The 18091-nt window shown below is 44.5% G+C and carries 12 protein-coding genes; 4 read left to right on the top strand and 8 right to left on the bottom strand.

Going from position 1 to position 18091, the window contains the following annotated elements; all coding sequences use genetic code 11:
* Positions 1-166: 166 nt before the first annotated feature.
* The 3 genes from JL001_RS08175 (at position 167) to JL001_RS08165 (ending at position 3867) form a co-directional block, all read left to right on the top strand.
* Entirely contained in the window at positions 167-1669 is a 1503-nt protein-coding gene (locus JL001_RS08175) for a rhamnogalacturonan acetylesterase (protein ID WP_200975626.1), read from the top strand.
* A 556-nt stretch (positions 1670-2225) separates the two neighbouring features.
* Positions 2226-3263, top strand: a complete 1038-nt coding sequence (locus tag JL001_RS08170; RefSeq protein WP_200975625.1) for a serine hydrolase — start codon at positions 2226-2228, stop codon at positions 3261-3263.
* Positions 3264-3294: 31 nt separating this feature from the next.
* Complete coding sequence (locus JL001_RS08165) at positions 3295-3867, top strand: hypothetical protein (RefSeq protein WP_200975624.1); 573 nt, start codon at positions 3295-3297, stop codon at positions 3865-3867.
* A gap of 187 nt (positions 3868-4054) precedes the next feature.
* On the opposite strand, the gene JL001_RS08160 is transcribed toward JL001_RS08165, so the two are convergent.
* From JL001_RS08160 to JL001_RS08140, 5 genes are all read right to left on the bottom strand, one after another.
* Positions 4055-4711, bottom strand: a complete 657-nt coding sequence (locus JL001_RS08160) for a ClpP family protease (RefSeq protein WP_200975623.1) — start codon at positions 4709-4711, stop codon at positions 4055-4057.
* Between the two features lie 2 nt (positions 4712-4713).
* A complete protein-coding gene (locus tag JL001_RS08155; RefSeq protein WP_200975622.1) occupies positions 4714-4983 on the bottom strand; it encodes a hypothetical protein in 270 nt (89 codons plus the stop codon).
* Complete coding sequence (locus tag JL001_RS08150; protein WP_200975621.1) at positions 4964-5506, bottom strand: RNA polymerase sigma factor; 543 nt, start codon at positions 5504-5506, stop codon at positions 4964-4966. Before JL001_RS08150 ends, JL001_RS08155 begins: the two co-directional genes overlap by 20 nt.
* 201 nt (positions 5507-5707) lie before the next feature.
* Positions 5708-6496, bottom strand: a complete 789-nt coding sequence (locus tag JL001_RS08145; RefSeq protein WP_236252750.1) for an SGNH/GDSL hydrolase family protein — start codon at positions 6494-6496, stop codon at positions 5708-5710.
* 45 nt (positions 6497-6541) lie between these two features.
* Positions 6542-7609: a branched-chain amino acid aminotransferase gene (locus JL001_RS08140; RefSeq protein WP_200975620.1), complete on the bottom strand. Its 1068-nt coding sequence runs from the start codon at positions 7607-7609 to the stop codon at positions 6542-6544.
* 165 nt (positions 7610-7774) lie between these two features.
* Here JL001_RS08140 and JL001_RS08135 point away from each other — a divergent pair, with 165 nt between their 5' ends.
* Positions 7775-9199 (top strand): PLP-dependent aminotransferase family protein, encoded by a 1425-nt coding sequence (locus JL001_RS08135; RefSeq protein ID WP_200975619.1) that lies wholly within the window; start codon positions 7775-7777, stop codon positions 9197-9199.
* Positions 9200-9423: 224 nt separating this feature from the next.
* On the opposite strand, the gene JL001_RS08130 is transcribed toward JL001_RS08135, so the two are convergent.
* The 3 genes from JL001_RS08130 to JL001_RS08120 all read right to left on the bottom strand — a co-directional run bounded on the left by JL001_RS08130 (position 9424) and on the right by JL001_RS08120 (position 17865).
* On the bottom strand, positions 9424-13035 hold the full coding sequence (locus JL001_RS08130) for a DUF4450 domain-containing protein (protein ID WP_236252749.1): 3612 nt from the start codon (positions 13033-13035) through the stop codon (positions 9424-9426).
* Positions 13036-13169: 134 nt separating this feature from the next.
* Positions 13170-14684 (bottom strand): RagB/SusD family nutrient uptake outer membrane protein, encoded by a 1515-nt coding sequence (locus JL001_RS08125; protein WP_200975617.1) that lies wholly within the window; start codon positions 14682-14684, stop codon positions 13170-13172.
* A gap of 19 nt (positions 14685-14703) precedes the next feature.
* Positions 14704-17865: a TonB-dependent receptor gene (locus JL001_RS08120; protein ID WP_200975616.1), complete on the bottom strand. Its 3162-nt coding sequence runs from the start codon at positions 17863-17865 to the stop codon at positions 14704-14706.
* Positions 17866-18091: the final 226 nt, after the last annotated feature.

Raw genomic sequence — 18091 nt, 5'->3', positions numbered from 1 at the left:
ACATAAAATTAGTTTTCCTTAAGAAATTACTGTGCTGTAGTGTGGGGCAAAACCCAATCAACCATATACTACAGCACAGGTTTTTTGATTGATCTATGTAGCTTTAAATGATCTTCGCTTAAAATTATTCAATAGAAAAAGCGATGCCATAAACACCATTATGATCATGTTTAAAAAGTTCCAATATAGCCTACTCGCCTTTTTTTGCTTGGCATCATTGGCCTTGACGGCCTTTATTCAAAAAGAAGAAAAACATACCTTATTCATTATCGGTGACAGTACTGTCCGTAACAGTCGCGGGGACGGTGGCCCTGGACAATGGGGCTGGGGCACCTTTATAGATGATTTTTTTGACAGCACCCAGCTGGAAGTCAGCAATCAGGCGATGGCCGGAAGGAGTACCCGGACATTTGTCAAAGAAGGTCGCTGGCAACGTGTCCTGGACGAGCTGAAACCTGGAGATTTTGTCATGATGCAATTTGGCCACAATGAAGGCAGCAAGCCCGATACTACTCGGGGAGGATACCGAGGGGTCCTTCGTGGCACAGGAGATGAAACAGTAGAACTTACCTGGCCGGATGGCACGCCAGAAACGGTACATACCTATGGCTGGTACTTGAAGAAATTCGTGACCGAAGCCAAGAAAAAAGGTGCCACCCCCATTATCTGCTCCATGATTCCAAGAAACAAATTTCCAAATGGAGAAGTGGAAAGGGCTGACCAAGATTACGGCAAGTGGGCCAAAGCTGTTGCCCGCAGAACGGGAGCTTATTTTATCGACCTGAACAATATCGTAGCCGACCAATATGACCAGTGGGGCCCTGAAGTGGTCAAGGCCTTGTTTGAGAGAGACCATACCCACACCAACGAGGCAGGCGCGCGTATCAATGCTTGGTCAGTAGTGCAAGGGATAAAAGAATTGGAGGATTGTGAACTCAAGGCTTATTTGAAAAAAGACAAGCCAACGCTCTATCTGATCGGTGATTCCACCGTGAAAAATGGCCAAGGAGATGGGGCTGGTGGACTCTGGGGCTGGGGAGATTTCATGGCTCCTTTCTTTGATCTGGACAAAATCAAGGTACAAAACCATGCGTTGGGCGGCACCAGCAGCCGTACCTTCCAAACTTATGGATTATGGGAGAAGGTACATCAAAAACTGGAACCAGGTGACTATGTGATCATGCAATTTGGCCACAATGACAGCAGCCCACTGGACGATGAGGCCCGCGCCAGGGGCACCATCAGAAGTGCTGGCACCGAAGCAGAAGAAATCTACAATTCCATTACCAAACAACATGAAACGGTTTATTCCTACGGACAATACCTCAAGCAAATGATCACACAGATCAAAGCAGCGGGCGCTACCCCCATTGTCTGTTCCCTGATTCCGCGCAACAGCTGGAAAGAAGGCAAGGTCAACCGTGCGGACGAAAGCTATGGACTTTGGGCCAAGCAGGCCGCCGAGGCCAGAGAAGCTTATTTTATTGACCTCAACCAGCTCATCGCAGATGGTTATGATCAGCTGGGAGAGGATTATGTCAAAGCCCACTACTTCAATGACAAAGACCATACCCACACCATCGAGGCAGGCGCCCAATACAATGCGGAGGCAGTGGTCAAGGGCATCAAAGAACTGAACCAATGCGATTTGAAAAACTATTTAAAATAGTTGAAGATATGAGATGATTTTAAGGTAAACAATACGGTTTAATAGGTTTGAAAGGCCGGGGGTTTCGCCTCCGGCTTTTTTTATCTTACGACTAACCACGATCATACGAAAAAAATATCCTCATAAAAGCATTAAACTTAATTTTTCTTCAATTTATTTGATAACTATGTTTAGTTAATCATTAAAACAAATTGCCTTCAGTGAAATCAATGCGAAACATTTTTCTGCTGATAGCCATTGGAAAAAGCTAACTCTCACGTATTAAAAGTCCTCCTTTTGAGTCGTCAACTACCTTTTAGTGCTAATTTACATTAAACCTGCTTATCCGTTCAGGCAAGTAATCCTGCACCTTTTCCATAAATAGGCAATTAGACTTGCTTCATCGGAAAGGTAGACGCAGCGCTTCCCATCTCTATTTTAACTGCAAAAGAATATAATTCCTCGAAAAGCTATGCCATTATATCTAATTGCATATAAGTACATGAGGAACATTTAGTAATAAATTGTATTTTTCAAGCCCTAATTGAATTCCAAAAGTGCTCCAACCTGAAATAACATGACCAAGCAAAAGTCCAAACTAATCATCCGAATAGCCTTATTCGTGGGAACAGTCATCTCCTTGTTTTTTGTCCCTTGGATTCTGGTAAAAGCCTGGATCATCCCGATGCCGGACACCGTTCAAGAACAGGTCAATGAAGCCCTCGATTATGGTTTTGACGGCATTATTGTTTATGTGGATGAGTCTGGCAAAGACCCTGCATTTTATGCTGCAGGTTGGCATGACCGCGAAAACAAAATACCCGCCAAACCAAACGCCTTATTCAAGCTGGCCAGTATCAGCAAACTTTACAATGCTGTGGCCATTACCAAATTGGTGCACGACCAACTCTTATCCTTGGATAAAACGGTGGCCGATTATTTCCCGGAACTGGTGGGAAGGGTTGAAAATGCCCATAAGATCACTGTCAGGATGATGGTGCAACACCGAAGTGGTATCCCCAATTATACAGACACCTTTAACTACTGGGCCGCACCTAAGGAAAGCTATCAAGAAAGGCTTGAACTGGTACTTGATCTGCCTGCCAATTTCGAGCCTGGGGAAGACTATGAATACTCCAACACAAATTATTTATTACTCGCGGAGCTGATGGACAGGGTTTTGGGCTATGACCATTTCCAATACATCAGAGAAGAAATCTTGATGCCTTTGGGCCTTAAAAACACCTTCGGATCGCTTAAGGAAGTCAATATTGATGATGTGATGAGTGGTTACTATGTGGGGTATGATGCTGACTTAAAGACCGACAAACAGGGGATGTTAGCAACTGCTGAGGATGTGGGCATCTTTATCAGGGCCTTGAACGATGGCTCTCTTTTCAGAGAAGGGGAGCAGGAAATCTATTCCTCCATATATGGGTATGAACATACGGGCCTGATCCCTGGTTACCAGAGCATTGCTAAGTACCACAAAGACATGGATGCGGTGATCATCCAGTTTACCAACACTACCAATTTCGATGGATACAACTGGAACCTATCCGAAATCATCTACAGCCGCATTGTCAAAATAGTCAGAAATGGGCATGGGGCTTAAATTGAAATTTATCTCATATACTCAAACTAAAATGAAAAAGTATCTATTTTTTTCACTGATTGCAACACTTCTATTTTCATGCAATAAGAATAAAATGGTTCATTACAATGCTGCAACCTTTCAAAAAGAGCATTTAACTTACTTCAAAGCTGATAGTTCATTAGTAACGGGAAGGATTATTTCTAGTAGGACAAAAGACACAACTGTAATATTCCATTATAATCAAGGTAAACCATCCAATATATGGTACATTATATATCATAAAGACACCATAGCTTCGAGAAGATATTTTAATCTATCTGATAAAATCAACCTTACATCCAAATATAAATTCGAATCAATAAACATCTATGAAGAAAAATTTGGTCAAGATAAAAGCACCGTTGATTTAAGGATAGAAACTTTTAATTCTCCTCAATTATTATCCTTCCTAAATAAAAGTAAATCACAGTCTTCAACAGAATTTCACTTTTTTAAATCACTTCTTGATAAAACCAATGAGCTCTTGAATTTCCGATACGAAGTAGGATACGCTCGCCACTATGAAGGAGATACAATATATTTTAGTCAGGGTTACGGGTTAAAATCACCCTTTGACAATTAGGACAAAATCATACCGTTTTAGACTATTTGACTCCCTCGGCTTACATTCAACTTCAACCAACCCAACGTTAACCCGCGTTTGCAACGCGGGTTGCTAAGTCATAGTATTTGGAATGCTCCATATCAATAATTGATATTATCAGCAGCTAACACAAAAAATCAAAGCTGGATCAAATAGGATAGTTTCCTTAATTCTCCCCAAAAAGCTTTACACCAAAGGGCATATCCTGGATTTGGATGATATCATCCGTGCTGCCCAGTACCTCATCCACCAAGCCAAAATCCTTGGCTTCTGGTGCACTCATGAAACGATCCCGAAGGTAGATTTCCTCGATCTCTTGCCAAGAGTGGCCCGTATTATTGCCGATGATATGGAAAAGCTGCACCTGTAAACGCTCCTGTTCTTTGGTGGCAATCCGAACATCTTCGGTATAGCCTTTTGCCCCACCACTGGTAGGGTGCATATGGATGGTGGCATGGGACAACGCCAGCCTTTTTCCTCTCTCACCAGAAGTCAACAGTGCTGTGGCCATGCTCCCAGAAAAACCTACCGCCACCGTACTCACCGGTGCAGAGATCATCTTGATGGTATCATAAATGGCCAGCCCAGCATAGACACTTCCGCCAGGACTTTGGATATAAAGATCGATAGGCTTTTTGGCATCTTGGCTGTTTAGAAAAAGTAACTGCGCAACCACCAGATTGGCCACTTGATCATCGATGGGACTGCTCAAAAAAATGATTCGCTCCTTCAGCAATAAACTATAAATATCATAGGCCCGACCATTGAAATCATGCTGGTCAATGACCACCGGGATCACTTGGGATGAATTCGCTTGAAACATGTCTACAGGTTAAATATTTTGAAAATCCTTTCTTTAAAACTCCTGTGCTTGGCTTCTCCAAAGAGCTGCGCTTCCACTTGGCTGATTTCTTCCTTCAATCGCCTTCGTCCATATTGCTGTACCAATCCATAGACCTTTTTTTGGTCCTCCAGCCTTTCTGCCAAGCCCTTATCCAAGTGTAACTGGGCCTGCATCAGCAAGCTTTCTTCTGGGCTTTGCTGCTTGAAAACATATGCTTCCAACTGCTTGATTTCATCCAATGAAGTCCTCATGTGTCAGTGATTTTTGTTTGACCTGATCCCTTACTTTTTCAAGGCATTTGTATTTCTGTACCGTTGCCGAACGAGTACTTTGATAGCCAAATTGTCCGGCCAATTGCTCCATGGTCAGTCGGTCGTAATAAAACGCCTTGAGCATTTCCATACATTTTTGGCCTGCCTGCTCCAAAAACTGCCAAACATCCCGATGAGCTGGTTCCTGTGGTATTTGGTCACTTATCAAACCTTCGCCCACTCCATCAACCTCATTTAGAAACCGGCTTTGCTGTTGGTAGCGTTTAAACCAAAGGTGCCGGGCAATGCCAAACAAATAGGCTTGCTGTTTCTGATTTGCGATAGGCTTTTCTTTTGTCAGTTGTTCATAATAAATAACCAAACTGTCCTGAAAAGCATCCTTGGCATCGGCCAATGTTCCGCCTCTCTTTTGGATGTATTTGGCCACATCCGGAAAGGATTCCCGATAAAGCCGCAGGAAAAGCTGTTCCCGGCCAGCTGGACTTGTCAATTGATCTTTCATGGTTGTATTGTTGGTCTTCTATTAAGATGTGGCTTTTTGATAAAGGATATCACCTTTTACTCAAGGATTTTTTTTTTAACCTTAGCTGTGATAAGGTAGTAAATTTGCTTTAATAGCCTTTAGAATAGGACTAATAGCTGAACCAACTCAGGTTTCACCATAGCTTTTCTTTAAATAAACACCATAAAAAAATTGTGAAACTTATCGGTAAACCTCCAAAAAGGAAAATTTATCCGCCACAGTATCCAACCATGCTTTGGTCATGACTTCATGGCCAGCCACTGTGGGGTGCACCCCGTCCCAAATCCAATATTCCGCTGGCGCCTTCTCCATGGCCTTGTCAAAAGCGGCAGGATAATCCACCAATAGTGTCCCAAATTCATCCGCCAACTGTTTGACAATTTCCTGCCTTTGAAGGACATCTTTTTCGTAAATAGACCAATGCTCTACCCTTTTCCCCACTGGATAGACAAAAGGCAGACCCAAAACAATCACTAAATCGGGGTTTTGTTCCCAACTTTGCTGGAGGATATCCCGGTAAGTCTCTTCAAACAACGCCAATTGCGCCCCCTTTTCAGGGTTTCTGACATGCTGGCCTGCATCATTGATCCCGACCAAGACACTGAGCAAGTCAGGCTTCAACGCTAGGGCATCTTTAGTCCACCTTTCTTGCAAATCCACCACCGTATTTCCGGAAATCCCCCTATTGAAAAACTCCCAATGCTTTTCTGGAAAATCAGCCCCGATTCTGCTGGCCACAGAAAAGGCATAACCATGCCCCATGATATGATTCAGGTCTTCGGTTCGCCCCCTGTTGCCATCGGTAATGCTGTCTCCTTGAAATAAAACTTTCATGCCTGATTTATCGCTTTTTAAGTGGGGCTTGGTCAAAGTGTCCATGGACAGTACTTCAAATGGAATCATGCCCGTCCCTAGCCCGGTAAGGGTGACAGACTTGATGAAATTTCTTCTACTGGATGAATTACTCATGGCCACTTTTTTTCCAATTTAAGGAATGAGTGCAAGGCAAGCAAATCAACCCAATACCTCTGCACTTAAAAGGGTGTTCCAGCCAAATTTATCCGCCTGCTCTCCGGAGCGAATGGCTGTCAGCTGTTGTTTTAATTGGAACATTTGGGCACCTTCCCCTACGCTAGGAAAGTAATCCACACCATCCATATGAATTTGCTCAAAGGGAGCTATAACTGCTGCAGTCCCCACTCCAAAGGCCTCCACTCGCTTGCCCAATTCAAAAGCCGTTTTGATTTCACTCAAACTGATTGGCCTCTCTTCCACCTTCCAGGCTAAATCTCTGGCTATACTTAAAAGTGCATCCCTTGTCACGCCCGCCAACACTGTTTCTCCCACTGGTGGGGTGATCAACTTCCCTTCAATGATAAACATCAAGTTCATCGTCCCTGACTCCTCTACATATTCATGATCTCTTCCATCAGTCCAGATAACTTGGTCAAAGCCCTCTTGTTGGGCCAAATTGGCAGGATAGTAAGCAGCTCCATAATTCCCTCCATTTTTAGCAGCTCCCACACCACCTTTGGCCGCACGCGTATACTGACGCTCCACCTTTACCTTCAAGGGCTTTGAATAATAGGCGGCCATGGGCGTGCAAACCACCATAAAAAGGTATTCCTTGGAAATACTTACTCCCAAGCGCTCTTCTGTAGCAATCACAAAGGGTCGGATATATAAAGAATAACCTTCACGGTCACTGATCCATTCTTGCTCAAGGCCTACCAATTGTTTGATGCCTTCACAAAAAAGTGCTTCAGGAAGCTCTGGCATAGCCATCCGCCTCAAGGACTCATTCATCCGCACATGGTGTCGGTCCAAGCGAAAAATGCTAAGATCTCCATTGACCTGCTTATATGCCTTCAATCCTTCAAACACCGTCTGTCCATAATGTAAGCACATTGCCAATGGCGAAATCTGAAGTGATTCAAATGGCTGTATCGAGGCTGATTGCCATTGTCCGTCCTTGTACTTCGCCACTAACATGTGATCGGTGGCTTCCACTCCAAACTGAAATTGATCAAAATTGAATTGATCAACCGTATTATTCTGTTTTAGTTGCAATTTGATTTCCATAACCTTCTTATTTCAGGTAATTGTTTTGATTTTCCTCAAAATTAAACAACAGTCAACAACCATTACAGATACAGTTTTTGTATTTTTGACCATAACAGTTAAAAACATTAGGATAGAAAATGGAGATGTCGCCTGACTTCTAGCACCTCAAAACTGAATCACAACATGAATTTATACGAAAAGCTGGCTGAGGAACTGGAAAATCAAATCCGAAATGGAGCCTTTCAGATAGGGGACAAACTTCCCTCAGTGAGGAGCCTGCACCAACAAACTGGACTGAGTATCAGCACAGTCCTGCAATCCATGTATGTATTAGAAGCCAAAGGCTTAATTGAAGCACAGCCCAAAAGAGGTTACTTTATCACCTTTCATTCCCCAAAAAACCAACCGCGTCCAGGAATCTACCAACCTACAGATAAGGCAGGAAGAGGAGATATGGAAGATTTTATCCAAAAGGTGTATAGTCAAATCAGTGAGGATCAAGGCCTGGTTAATTTTGCAATCGGGGTGCCTTCTGCCAACATGTTGCCTGTGGCCCGCTTAAAGAAAATAGTCAGAGAGACCATGCTGGACACCTCAGATGCCCTAGTGTCCTATGAGCCAATTGTAGGCAACCTCAAGCTTAGGCGGCAAATTGCCAAAAGAACCTCCCTCTGGGAAAACGGAGTATCCCCGGATGATCTGGTCACGACCAGTGGCTGTATGAATTCCTTAGCCATTGCCCTGATGGCGTTGACCAAAAAGGGTGACAGTATTATCACTGAGACGCCTGTTTATTTTGGCACCCTCCAACTTGCCCGAAGCCTAGGGCTCAAAGTTATCGAAATGCCTACCCACAGTGAGCTTGGCTTGGACCTGGAAGAAGTCAAAAAGATGCTTAAACAACAGGAGATTGCTGCCATCATAGTGGTCAGCAATTTCAGCAATCCGCTGGGATATAGCATGTCCAGTCAAAGCAAGCGGACTTTGGTCAGGATCTGTACCAATCACCAAGTCCCCTTGATCGAGGAAGACCTTTATGGTGATGTGTACTTTGGTGCGGAAAGGCCATTATCCTGCAAAAGCTTTGATAAAGAAGGCATTGTGATTTGGTGCAGCTCTGTTTCCAAAACCCTGGCTCCTGGCTATCGGGTGGGTTGGATTTCTCCCGGAAAATACAAGGACAAAATCATCAAAACCAAACTTTACCACCAAGTCTCCAGCCCTTCACTCACCCACGAGGTGGTGGCCCGTTTTTTGGATAAAGGACGATATGATAAACACCTCCGACAATTGAGAATCAGCCTTCAGCATAACCTACATAAGTACCTTCAAATTATTCAGGAGTATTTTCCCATCCATACTAAGGTTACTTTTCCAAAAGGAGGCTTCCAGCTTTGGGTGGAATTGGATCCCAGGATCGATACCTCCTTGCTTTATGAAGCAGCCTTGAACATGGGTATCAAGTATGCCCCAGGTAGGATGTTTACCCTTAGGGATCAGTATAAAAACTGCCTAAGGTTAAGCTTTGGCTTGGATTGGGATGAAAACACCGCCAATGCCCTCACCAAGCTTGGCCTGCTTTTCCAACATCAGTTGGTCCATTATTGATCAATGCCCCTTCTTCCCCTGAACTGCAAGTCAGCTCTTAAACTTTTACTGCTTACCTGAATTCGCTAATGAAATAAATATCAATGCGTCATAGCAATCCTTTTTGAAGAAAGTGTAGGTTGGAAAAGGGGGGTGGCAATTCCTAAAGATAGAGATTGCCAAGGCTTCCACCCCCCAAATCCTCCTCTAAACCTCACAGTGACGGTTCTACTATCGATTTGAGTTTATTCCCCTCTTTCCAAAGTAACTGCCATTAGACCAATAACCACTTCGATGGTGGTAGCTTTAAGTTCCAAAAAGTCCAATTCCTTGTCTGGGTCCAAAGGCAAATCCAAAACAGTCGCCGCCCCTCCTTCAATCGCATAATTAGTAAAGTGATCAATCCCAACGTAATCGTCGTGTGCTTTTTGGCTGATCTTTCCTGTCTTCAAATGGATACGAATAGGCCTCGGAACATCGATATCAAAAGCGTGGCCATCGATAAAATAATCCTGTTCAATCGGCCACCAAGTCTCGGGATTTCTCAATGAAAGTACTTCTTTGCTACCATCTTTGTAGTGGACGAGCACTTGACCATTTTCCATGCGGCTTTGCATGTGATTGGTGGATCCGGCCATCAAGAAATAAGCATGCTTCGCCTTCCCTGACAAAGGCACCTGAGCACTATTGGGATAATTGTCCCATTGGGAGACAAAGAGAATATTGTTTTTACTGCTGTCTCCTGAAGTCTGGAATGGAACTCCTTGTGGAATCGTGAAGTGATTCTCTTTTCCTGCCAATGCCCTCAACCCTCCATCATCAATATCCATATAAGCACCATAAGATGCCCAATCCCCCATACCTTGAATTGGGATTTGAAGTGTAGGGTAAGGAGAACGCGGACTTACATATTCATTCCTAAAAATCCGGGTCACCTGCTCGTTCAATGAACCTGAAATATCCAAAGCCTCCATCGACTTGGCCTGAGCAGGAATGCTCCAATTGATCACATTCTTCTGAGCAATCAACTGTTTCTTTTTATAAACGGAAACCTTATTGGACCCCATCTGTATCAAATCTAAATCAGAGAGACCAAGCTCAATTTTTTCTCCTCCACCTATGGACAAGTTCGTTTTCCATTGCTTCCCATTAATATTGATCAGGAGGTTTTCTGAGTCCTGGGTGTTGTTTACTAGACTAAACTCCAAGCGTTCTTCGGACGCACCTCCTTCAGGAACTATGTCAAATTCCGGTAAAACATTGACTGCCATGGCTTGCCACCAACGCATTTCTCCCTGAGCCAATTGTACAAAAAAGCTCTTCTCCCCTGGGCGATCGCCTACCTTTTCCGAGAGGCCTGTTTGTCCCTGAACAGTTACAGACTTTGAAAAGACATTCTCAGGATCATTTAGTTTCAGTACGGTTACGCCAGAGACATCAACTTCTACTGCTTGCCCTGTCACCACTTTTTCAGGGAAAGCAAAAGTCAACAAACCCTGACCTTGCCAGTCTATTTCTACCAAAGCAGAAGCGGCCAATTCTGCTTCGATCAAAACCCTTGGCCAACCAACTTGGTTTTCCATAAGCTGCCATGGTACCGGTTTTCCGTTTACACTTACCTGATGGATATTCTCCTTTCTGGCCTGCACATTCAATTTCAACTGTAGGTTTCTTCCAAAGCGGTTTTCGATGATATACTGGTCTTTGTCTCCGTTTCTTTTATAACTGATATGGACATCAGGTGTGGATAAAGAAGCATGCTCCCACTCAGCTGGAAAACCGGGCTTAATCTCCAAAACACCCTGTAAAAGACTTGGCTTCACGCCAAACAATCCTTCAATCAAGGAACGCGCTCCCATCCCTACCGCATCTGCAAAATCCCGATAGAGCTCACTTCTCATGGCATCCAGAAAAGATAATTGCTGAAAATTCCCCGGGCTTCCTCCCAAATACATACTTTCCAGCAAAGCACTTTTCCAAAGCCTAAAAGCTTCCTCCGAGCGTCCAGCCTGCCAATACGCCAAACTAGTGTGCAGCACTTCCGCCAAGGCCACATTATTGACCGACCAGGTATAGGGCATCCAATTGGTTGTTGAGAGCGTATGGTATTCTCCCGAGGCCAAGCCCTCTGCTTCTAAAGGAATATGGGGGATATAATTATCCACATAACGCGTCATCTGATAAGCTTGAATAGGATTGGGCACTTCACTGTCAATGGTGTGGTATACTGACCAGACACCCGCCTGGGGGTGAAGCAACTGTGCTCCCAGGAAATCCTTGTATTCCGCAAACCAACCAGTCTTCAACCAGAGTTCTTTGTTCATCGCGCTAAGGATTTTTTCAGCCTCTTGCTCATAATCCGCTCCACTTTCGCCCACAAAGGAGGCCAACGCTGCCGCTTTCTTGTTCGCATAGTAATTATAGGCAGATGCATGTGCCACCCCTCCGCTGTTGTACTGCAGGGCGTCGCTGGCCCAAATGCTGGCGTAAGCATTGTATAACCCATCACCATCCGGATCAAAGTTCCGCTTTTCCCAATCCAAATGCCTGACGATGGAAGGCCACACTGCTTTCAGGTACTCCTGGTCACCCGTCCAGTCGAAGTGTCTGATCAACTGATCAAAAAACACCTGGTTCATGTCATAATGGTGCGGAGAAGAAGGTTCACCTGGCCGGCGGCTGATATAGCCTTTGTTAAAAATGGATTTACCGGTTTTTTCCACCTGACGTGCCAGGTGCTTAGCGGTATCGGGATCATTTCTAAATCCTTCCGGCTCCAAATATTGGGAAGCCAAATAACCGTCAAAATGGGTCTTGGCCCGATCATGCCAGCCCATCCAATCGGCCACGTAAGCACCCCGCCAACCTGGCAATGGCATGCGCCAAGCGACGGCACCATGCACATAAGAAGGGGCATCGTAGATGGCATCTGCAGCGATACCCAAAGCCCCTCCAAGGGTATTGATATAAGGGTCTGGAGTGTTGATTTGGATCCTTTCCGCCAATTCTTTTCGATCACGGTCGGCTTCTTGATAGGTGTTCTCAAGTTGATCATAACTTAATTCTCCAAAACCCGGCCTGTAAATAGCAAAATAAGCTGGCTGATCTTCCAATCTCATCCTTCCCGCCAATACCGAGTGCTCCTTGCTCTCCGTCGACAAAAGAGAAAGGGGATTATAAAGCTGTTTAGGGTCTGCCAATTGGAGTTTCGCATCTGGCGGAAAAGCACCTTGCATCTTTGACCGAGAACCTTCTTCTTTCACTTCCCCATAAAAAAGCTCCCATTTATTTTGTGAATGGAGTTGGATGTCGTTATCCTGGCATTTTTCAGGCGTGAGGTCAAATACAGAAGGAGGATCAGCCCCAAGGTCTCCCATCCTTCGGAATTTCTTGCCCGTTACCCCTCCATACAGAATAGTTAGCTCCACGTCCTCTGGCAGGCCTTTTCCTTCTACCTTAAATACAGCCCCTTCCTGTTTTCTCAGTGGCATTACTTTCACTTCTATATTTCCATTACCGAACAATGGATCCCTAACTTGGTAAACCATCATCCCTGACCGGTACCTTGCCTCCACGATTTCTGCCTCATGCAACCACTTGGATTGCTGGCCCTTCAAGATGCCAAACCTGATATGGCCTCCCATTCCCGGTAAATAAAAAGAAAATAATGGCTGGTCTCCTGCTTCAGTCCTAAAATCGGAATGATAACCATAAAGGGCTCGATTGTACCTTCGGTCCCCGTTGACAATCACAAAATCTCTTCCATCTGGAGCATACCGAACCTTTCTAGGTATATCATGCCAATATTGCTGGGCTTGAATATGCCCCCCGATCCCAAGTAAAACCAAGATATTCATGGTTAAAAACAATAAGCGACTGCTTGAAGAGGTAATCATAATCATTGTTTAAATTCAAAATTTGTAAAAGTCAAAAAACCATCCGTCTTGGACGGATGGTTTTAACCGATTTATTAACCTTAACTATATCTCATTTAGTATCCCGGATTTTGCTCATATAAACCTTCCTTCACATCCAATTGATTGATCGGAACAGCATAGATCAAGTCATCCGAAGTGATATCAGTAGAGATTTTATTGGCAGCATCTTCATCGGCTATCCAGTCTAACATCACGTCTATCGCCATTCCTGAACGTACTAAGTCATGCCATCTCAGACCCTCACCGATAAACTCCCTCCTGCGCTCCTCCATGATTTGATCATAAGTAACATTAGCAACAGGAGCTGTTAAACCTGCGCGACTTCGGATTTCATTGACAATAGCATCAATTTCCGATTGGGAGCCTCCACTCTTACTCAAAGCTTCAGCCTTCATCAGCAAGATATCCGCATATCGGATCACAGGAAAGTTCAGCTCAAAGTCAAAACGATCCACCCCAAGATTATCCAAATCCAAGTATTTCTTGATAAAGCGGTCTTGCGTGATGTTTCCATTTCCATCATCATAGTTGATCCATACGGAGAAATCATCTCGCACATCTTCGCTTTCATAAGAAGCCATCAAGTCTGCCGCTACCGTTTTAGGCGCATCAGGAAAAGTCCCCCCAGCAAAAGGAATCCCATTGGTGCGGGCAAAAGCCTCTGGGTAGTGGTATTGCACATATTCACCACCAACACCCTGGCCCCCACTCAAAAACTGTATATCGAAAACAATTTCTTCGTTATTTTCATTGTCATAGGCAAAGATATCGGCATAATTGTCCACCAAATCAAATTGACCGCTATTGATGATTTGATCCAATAAGGTCAGCGCTTGGCTCCATTCATTCGTTCCCAAAACCGGGCCATCAGGGTGAAGCTGGGTACCAGAACGGGTCATGTATACCCTGGCCAAAAGTCCACGGGCCGCATGGGAAGTCGCTCGCCCAATGTCTGAAGAGCTGGTATATTCACTGGGTAGGTTGGCAATGGCAAACTGTAAATCAGCAATGATCAAATCATAAACATCCGTTACAGGACTTCTTGGGATTTCCAAAGCCTCCAAAGGCGTTACGGGCCGATCAAATAATGGCACTTTTCCATAGAACCTGACCAGATCAAAGTAATACAAGGCACGTAGGAATTTGGTTTCACCTTCGATTCTAGTCCTCGTATTGTCATCTGCAATCACATCCACACTAAGTTTGTCCACGATAGTATTGGCCCGCATAATGTTATTGTAAAGACCGTTCCAAGTGGAATTCATGATTCCTGCCGTTGCCAGGTTCGTATTGAAATTATTGATCAGGTTGTAGTCCCGTACCCCAGCAGTCCCTGGGCTATAGATATTATCAGAGCGCACCTCACTAAGCTCAAAATGGTTAATGGGATAAGCGTTCAAGCCATTGTACACCCCGGACAGGGCTTTGACAAAGTCAGCCTCATTTTGATAGAACCCATTGGAACCTAAGGAAGAAATAGGAGATTGATCCAGCTTGCTTTCACAGGAAGTCATGACACCTGCTGCCAAGCCAATCAAGACGATATATAATTTTTTTATCTTTTTCATGATGTTGGTCGTTTAGGAGTTAAAACTTCAGGTTTACACCAAATACAATAGATCTCGATAATGGAAAGGCTCCATAGTCATCTCCGTCGTTGTTTACGGCTTCTGGGTTAAACCCACCGGTGTATTTGTCACCACCAAAGAAATTCTCGGCAGTCGTATAGACCCGTGCACCAGAAAGGAATCTTCCGTCATTGATCAACCTTCCCAAATCATACCCTAAAGTGATGTTTCGGATTCTCCAGTAGTCAGATGAATACAACCAGTCGGTATTTTTAATTCTACCAAAGCTCGAAACAGCTTTACCGGTCTCTCCATCACCGGGATTTTCTGGCGATCTCCAGCGGTTACGGTGTCTGCCCAAAGTATTTTCCACATATCCCATTCCTGGACGGTCCATGGCCCGACCAAAGGTGGAATAAATCAAACCTCCCGACTGGCCTTGTATCAAGATATTCAAGTCAAAACCTTTATAGGAGAAGTTATTGGTAATCCCCCACACATAATCAGGGTTGGGATGTCCGGAAAGAATCCTATCATCAGGATCAATTACGCCATCTCCATTGGCATCAAAATATTGGGGATCACCTTCTGCTTGGTTTCCATAAAGCGCCGCACCATTATCGATCTCTTCTTGGGTCAGGATACCGATATTTTGCACCAAGTACAAGCTGTACATAGGTTCGCCGACCATGGTGATGTTGTGGTTGATATCAAAACTACCTCCTAGAATCGGAGTATTTTCAGGCCCCAATTGCTTCACCTCATTGGTGTTATGGCTAAGATTGAAATTGGTAGACCAGGTAAACTGACCCGTCATATTGCGGGTGGTCAACTCCAGTTCCCATCCTTTGTTCAACACCTCTCCAATATTGGTCAAGGCAGAGCTAAAGCCCGTGGCTGAAGGCACAGGGATATTCAATAACAGGTTGGTATTGGTCTTGGTATAATAATCAAAGGAAGCGTAGATCCTGTTTTGCAATAATCCTAAATCCAAACCCACATTGATCATCTCAGATTCTTCCCAGCCTAATGCCGGATTTGGGAAGTTTCCTGGGATCAACCCGTTTACTAAAGTTCCACCATAGGAATAATTCGCAAAATCCAAGGTGGCAATATGGGAATAATCTCCAATGCCATTGTTACCGGAAAGTCCCCAACTACCTCTCAGCTTCAAATCACTCAATGTATTGATGCCTTTCATAAATTCCTCGTCTGAAAGTCTCCAGCCAACAGAAACAGATGGGAAGAAACCCCACTTGGTATCCTGTCCAAAACGTGAAGATCCATCCCGACGAGCAGAGGCAGAGATCAGGTACTTGCCGTTATAATCATACTGCACCCGACCAAAATAAGACAAAAGGGTACTTTGAGTCTCAGTGGTGTTGGTGCTCCCCGCATTGATCACCGCGGCATTGAGGGTGGTGATGCCTTCCACGTCAAAGTTACCGCTCATCTGATAGGTATTGCGCTTGTTGAAGTTATAGGACATCCCTGCAACTGCGCTCACATTGTGCACCTCATCAAAGGTTCTGTTAAAAGACAAAGTGTTTTCATTCACAAAAGTCAGCTTACGGTAACCATCAAAGCCACCAGTAGTTTGCTTATTTCTAGTGACAGGAGCAGGGGTATAATCCTTATTCTGCTGATCCACATTATCCACATTCACCGTGGTCTTAAAGGCCAAACCTTCAATAAAGTCATATTGTCCATAAATGGTGGACAAATTCCTGAATATGGTGGTTTGGTTCAACCTTTCATTGGCGTAAGCAATAGGGCTGATCCGAGAACTTGCCCAAGTGTAGAGCGGAATATCACCTACACCCGTATTTAACCCAGCATCTGCCTCCACCACGGGAGCCATACCAACCGTCACGTGGGTAATCGCATCTTTTCCTTCCACCCCTGGGTCATCCAATGATGAATAAGATGGGTTCAGGTTCATACCAAATTTCAGCTTGTCACTGGCCTGCACTTCTACATTGGCGCGGGCAGAGTAACGCTTATAATCAACGCCAATAGCAATACCCTCCTGATCCATGTAGTCTCCAGAGATAAAATATTTCACAAAATCATTTCCTCCGGAAGCATTCAATTGGTAATTCTGCACCAATCCTTTGCGGAACAGGTGGTCTTGCCAATCCACCAGCATCAAGCCTGGATAACCTTCCTGCATCCAGCGCTCATCATACATATAGTTTCGGTCAAATCCACCCAAGATGGCTTCTCGTTCGGCCAGAGACTGGCTGGCAGATCTTCCTTCACCGGAATTTTCCCATTGTGTATTGATCATTTCAGTAGCACGGTCGATCCATTCAGTTGGACTAAGCACATCCAACTTCTTCACCGTTTCATTCCACCCTGTATAGGCATTGAAACTAATTTGGGCTTTGCCGGATTTACCGCTTTTGGTATTGATGATCACGACACCATTGGATGCCCGGGAACCATAAATGGCTGCTGCCGATGCATCTTTCAGCACTTGAATGGACTCAATATCATTTGGACTCAAATTGTCCATGGGGTTACCCCCCGCACTTTCCAAAGGAAATCCATCTATAACGTACAAGGGTTGGTTATTGGCAGTAATGGAGCCCACACCCCTAACTTGAATATCAAAGCCTCTTCCCGGTACCCCAGAAGTTTGCTTCACGCGGACACCGGCCATCTGTCCGATCAGGGCCTGGTCGACACGCTGAATAGGTCTCTCTGTCAGGTTTTCCGGCTCTATCTGCGCAATAGCACCTGTGATGTTCGCTTTCTTTTGGGTACCATAACCCACAACCACCACTTCGCCCAATTGCTGCATATCCACCTGCATGGTCACATCAAGGGTGCTTTGGTTGCCCACAGCTATTTCCTGCTTCTCAAAGCCTATGGAACTGAAGATCAGCACTGCTCCTTCATCGGGCACCTCAATGGTAAACTGGCCATCAATATCGGTTACTGTTCCAGTGCCTGTACCTTTGAGTAGGATACTTACCCCGGGGAGGGGTTGATTGTCTTCGCTCGAAATAACAGTTCCCGTTACTTCTTTTGCTAATTTCTGAGATGAAATGGACCAAGGGTCCTCATTGACAATAAACGGTTGACTACTTGCACTAGCCACCGTACCACTAGCCATGGCCAAAAGGAATAGGCTTCCCCTGACCCAATGGTTTTTGAGGGTAAATTGATTTTTCATGGTTATTTATTAAGGGTTTGTTTTGGAAACTGAAATCGTATACTTCAGCTCCGAATTACACTTTTCGTTGAAGCTTGTTAAGCCACCTGATCACTGTTCACTTATGGCGTCTTTAGACCAATTATCCATATTGATCAATAAAGTTTTCCAATAAAATAGCGTGAGTAGTAGTAGATCAATGTCTGGACAGCGGTTTCAAGACAAAGCCAATTTAGGTAGTAGGTTT

The organism is Echinicola sp. 20G (genome assembly GCF_015533855.1).
Taxonomy (GTDB): domain Bacteria; phylum Bacteroidota; class Bacteroidia; order Cytophagales; family Cyclobacteriaceae; genus Echinicola.
The sequence above is the reverse complement of the archived record's forward strand: the minus strand, read 5'-3'. Positions and strand labels throughout refer to the sequence as shown.

What these genes read in the sequence shown, in the direction of transcription:
- JL001_RS08175 (WP_200975626.1), top strand. Translation starts at nt 167, where the DNA reads ATGTTTAAAAAGTTCCAATATAGCCTACTCGCCTTTTTTTGCTTGGCA.
- JL001_RS08170 (WP_200975625.1), top strand. Translation starts at nt 2,226, where the DNA reads ATGACCAAGCAAAAGTCCAAACTAATCATCCGAATAGCCTTATTCGTG.
- JL001_RS08165 (WP_200975624.1), top strand. Translation starts at nt 3,295, where the DNA reads ATGAAAAAGTATCTATTTTTTTCACTGATTGCAACACTTCTATTTTCA.
- JL001_RS08160 (WP_200975623.1), bottom strand. Translation starts at nt 4,711, where the DNA reads ATGTTTCAAGCGAATTCATCCCAAGTGATCCCGGTGGTCATTGACCAG.
- JL001_RS08155 (WP_200975622.1), bottom strand. Translation starts at nt 4,983, where the DNA reads ATGAGGACTTCATTGGATGAAATCAAGCAGTTGGAAGCATATGTTTTC.
- JL001_RS08150 (WP_200975621.1), bottom strand. Translation starts at nt 5,506, where the DNA reads ATGAAAGATCAATTGACAAGTCCAGCTGGCCGGGAACAGCTTTTCCTG.
- JL001_RS08145 (WP_236252750.1), bottom strand. Translation starts at nt 6,496, where the DNA reads ATGAGTAATTCATCCAGTAGAAGAAATTTCATCAAGTCTGTCACCCTT.
- JL001_RS08140 (WP_200975620.1), bottom strand. Translation starts at nt 7,609, where the DNA reads ATGGAAATCAAATTGCAACTAAAACAGAATAATACGGTTGATCAATTC.
- JL001_RS08135 (WP_200975619.1), top strand. Translation starts at nt 7,775, where the DNA reads ATGAATTTATACGAAAAGCTGGCTGAGGAACTGGAAAATCAAATCCGA.
- JL001_RS08130 (WP_236252749.1), bottom strand. Translation starts at nt 13,035, where the DNA reads ATGAATATCTTGGTTTTACTTGGGATCGGGGGGCATATTCAAGCCCAG.
- JL001_RS08125 (WP_200975617.1), bottom strand. Translation starts at nt 14,684, where the DNA reads ATGAAAAAGATAAAAAAATTATATATCGTCTTGATTGGCTTGGCAGCA.
- JL001_RS08120 (WP_200975616.1), bottom strand. Translation starts at nt 17,865, where the DNA reads ATGAAAAATCAATTTACCCTCAAAAACCATTGGGTCAGGGGAAGCCTA.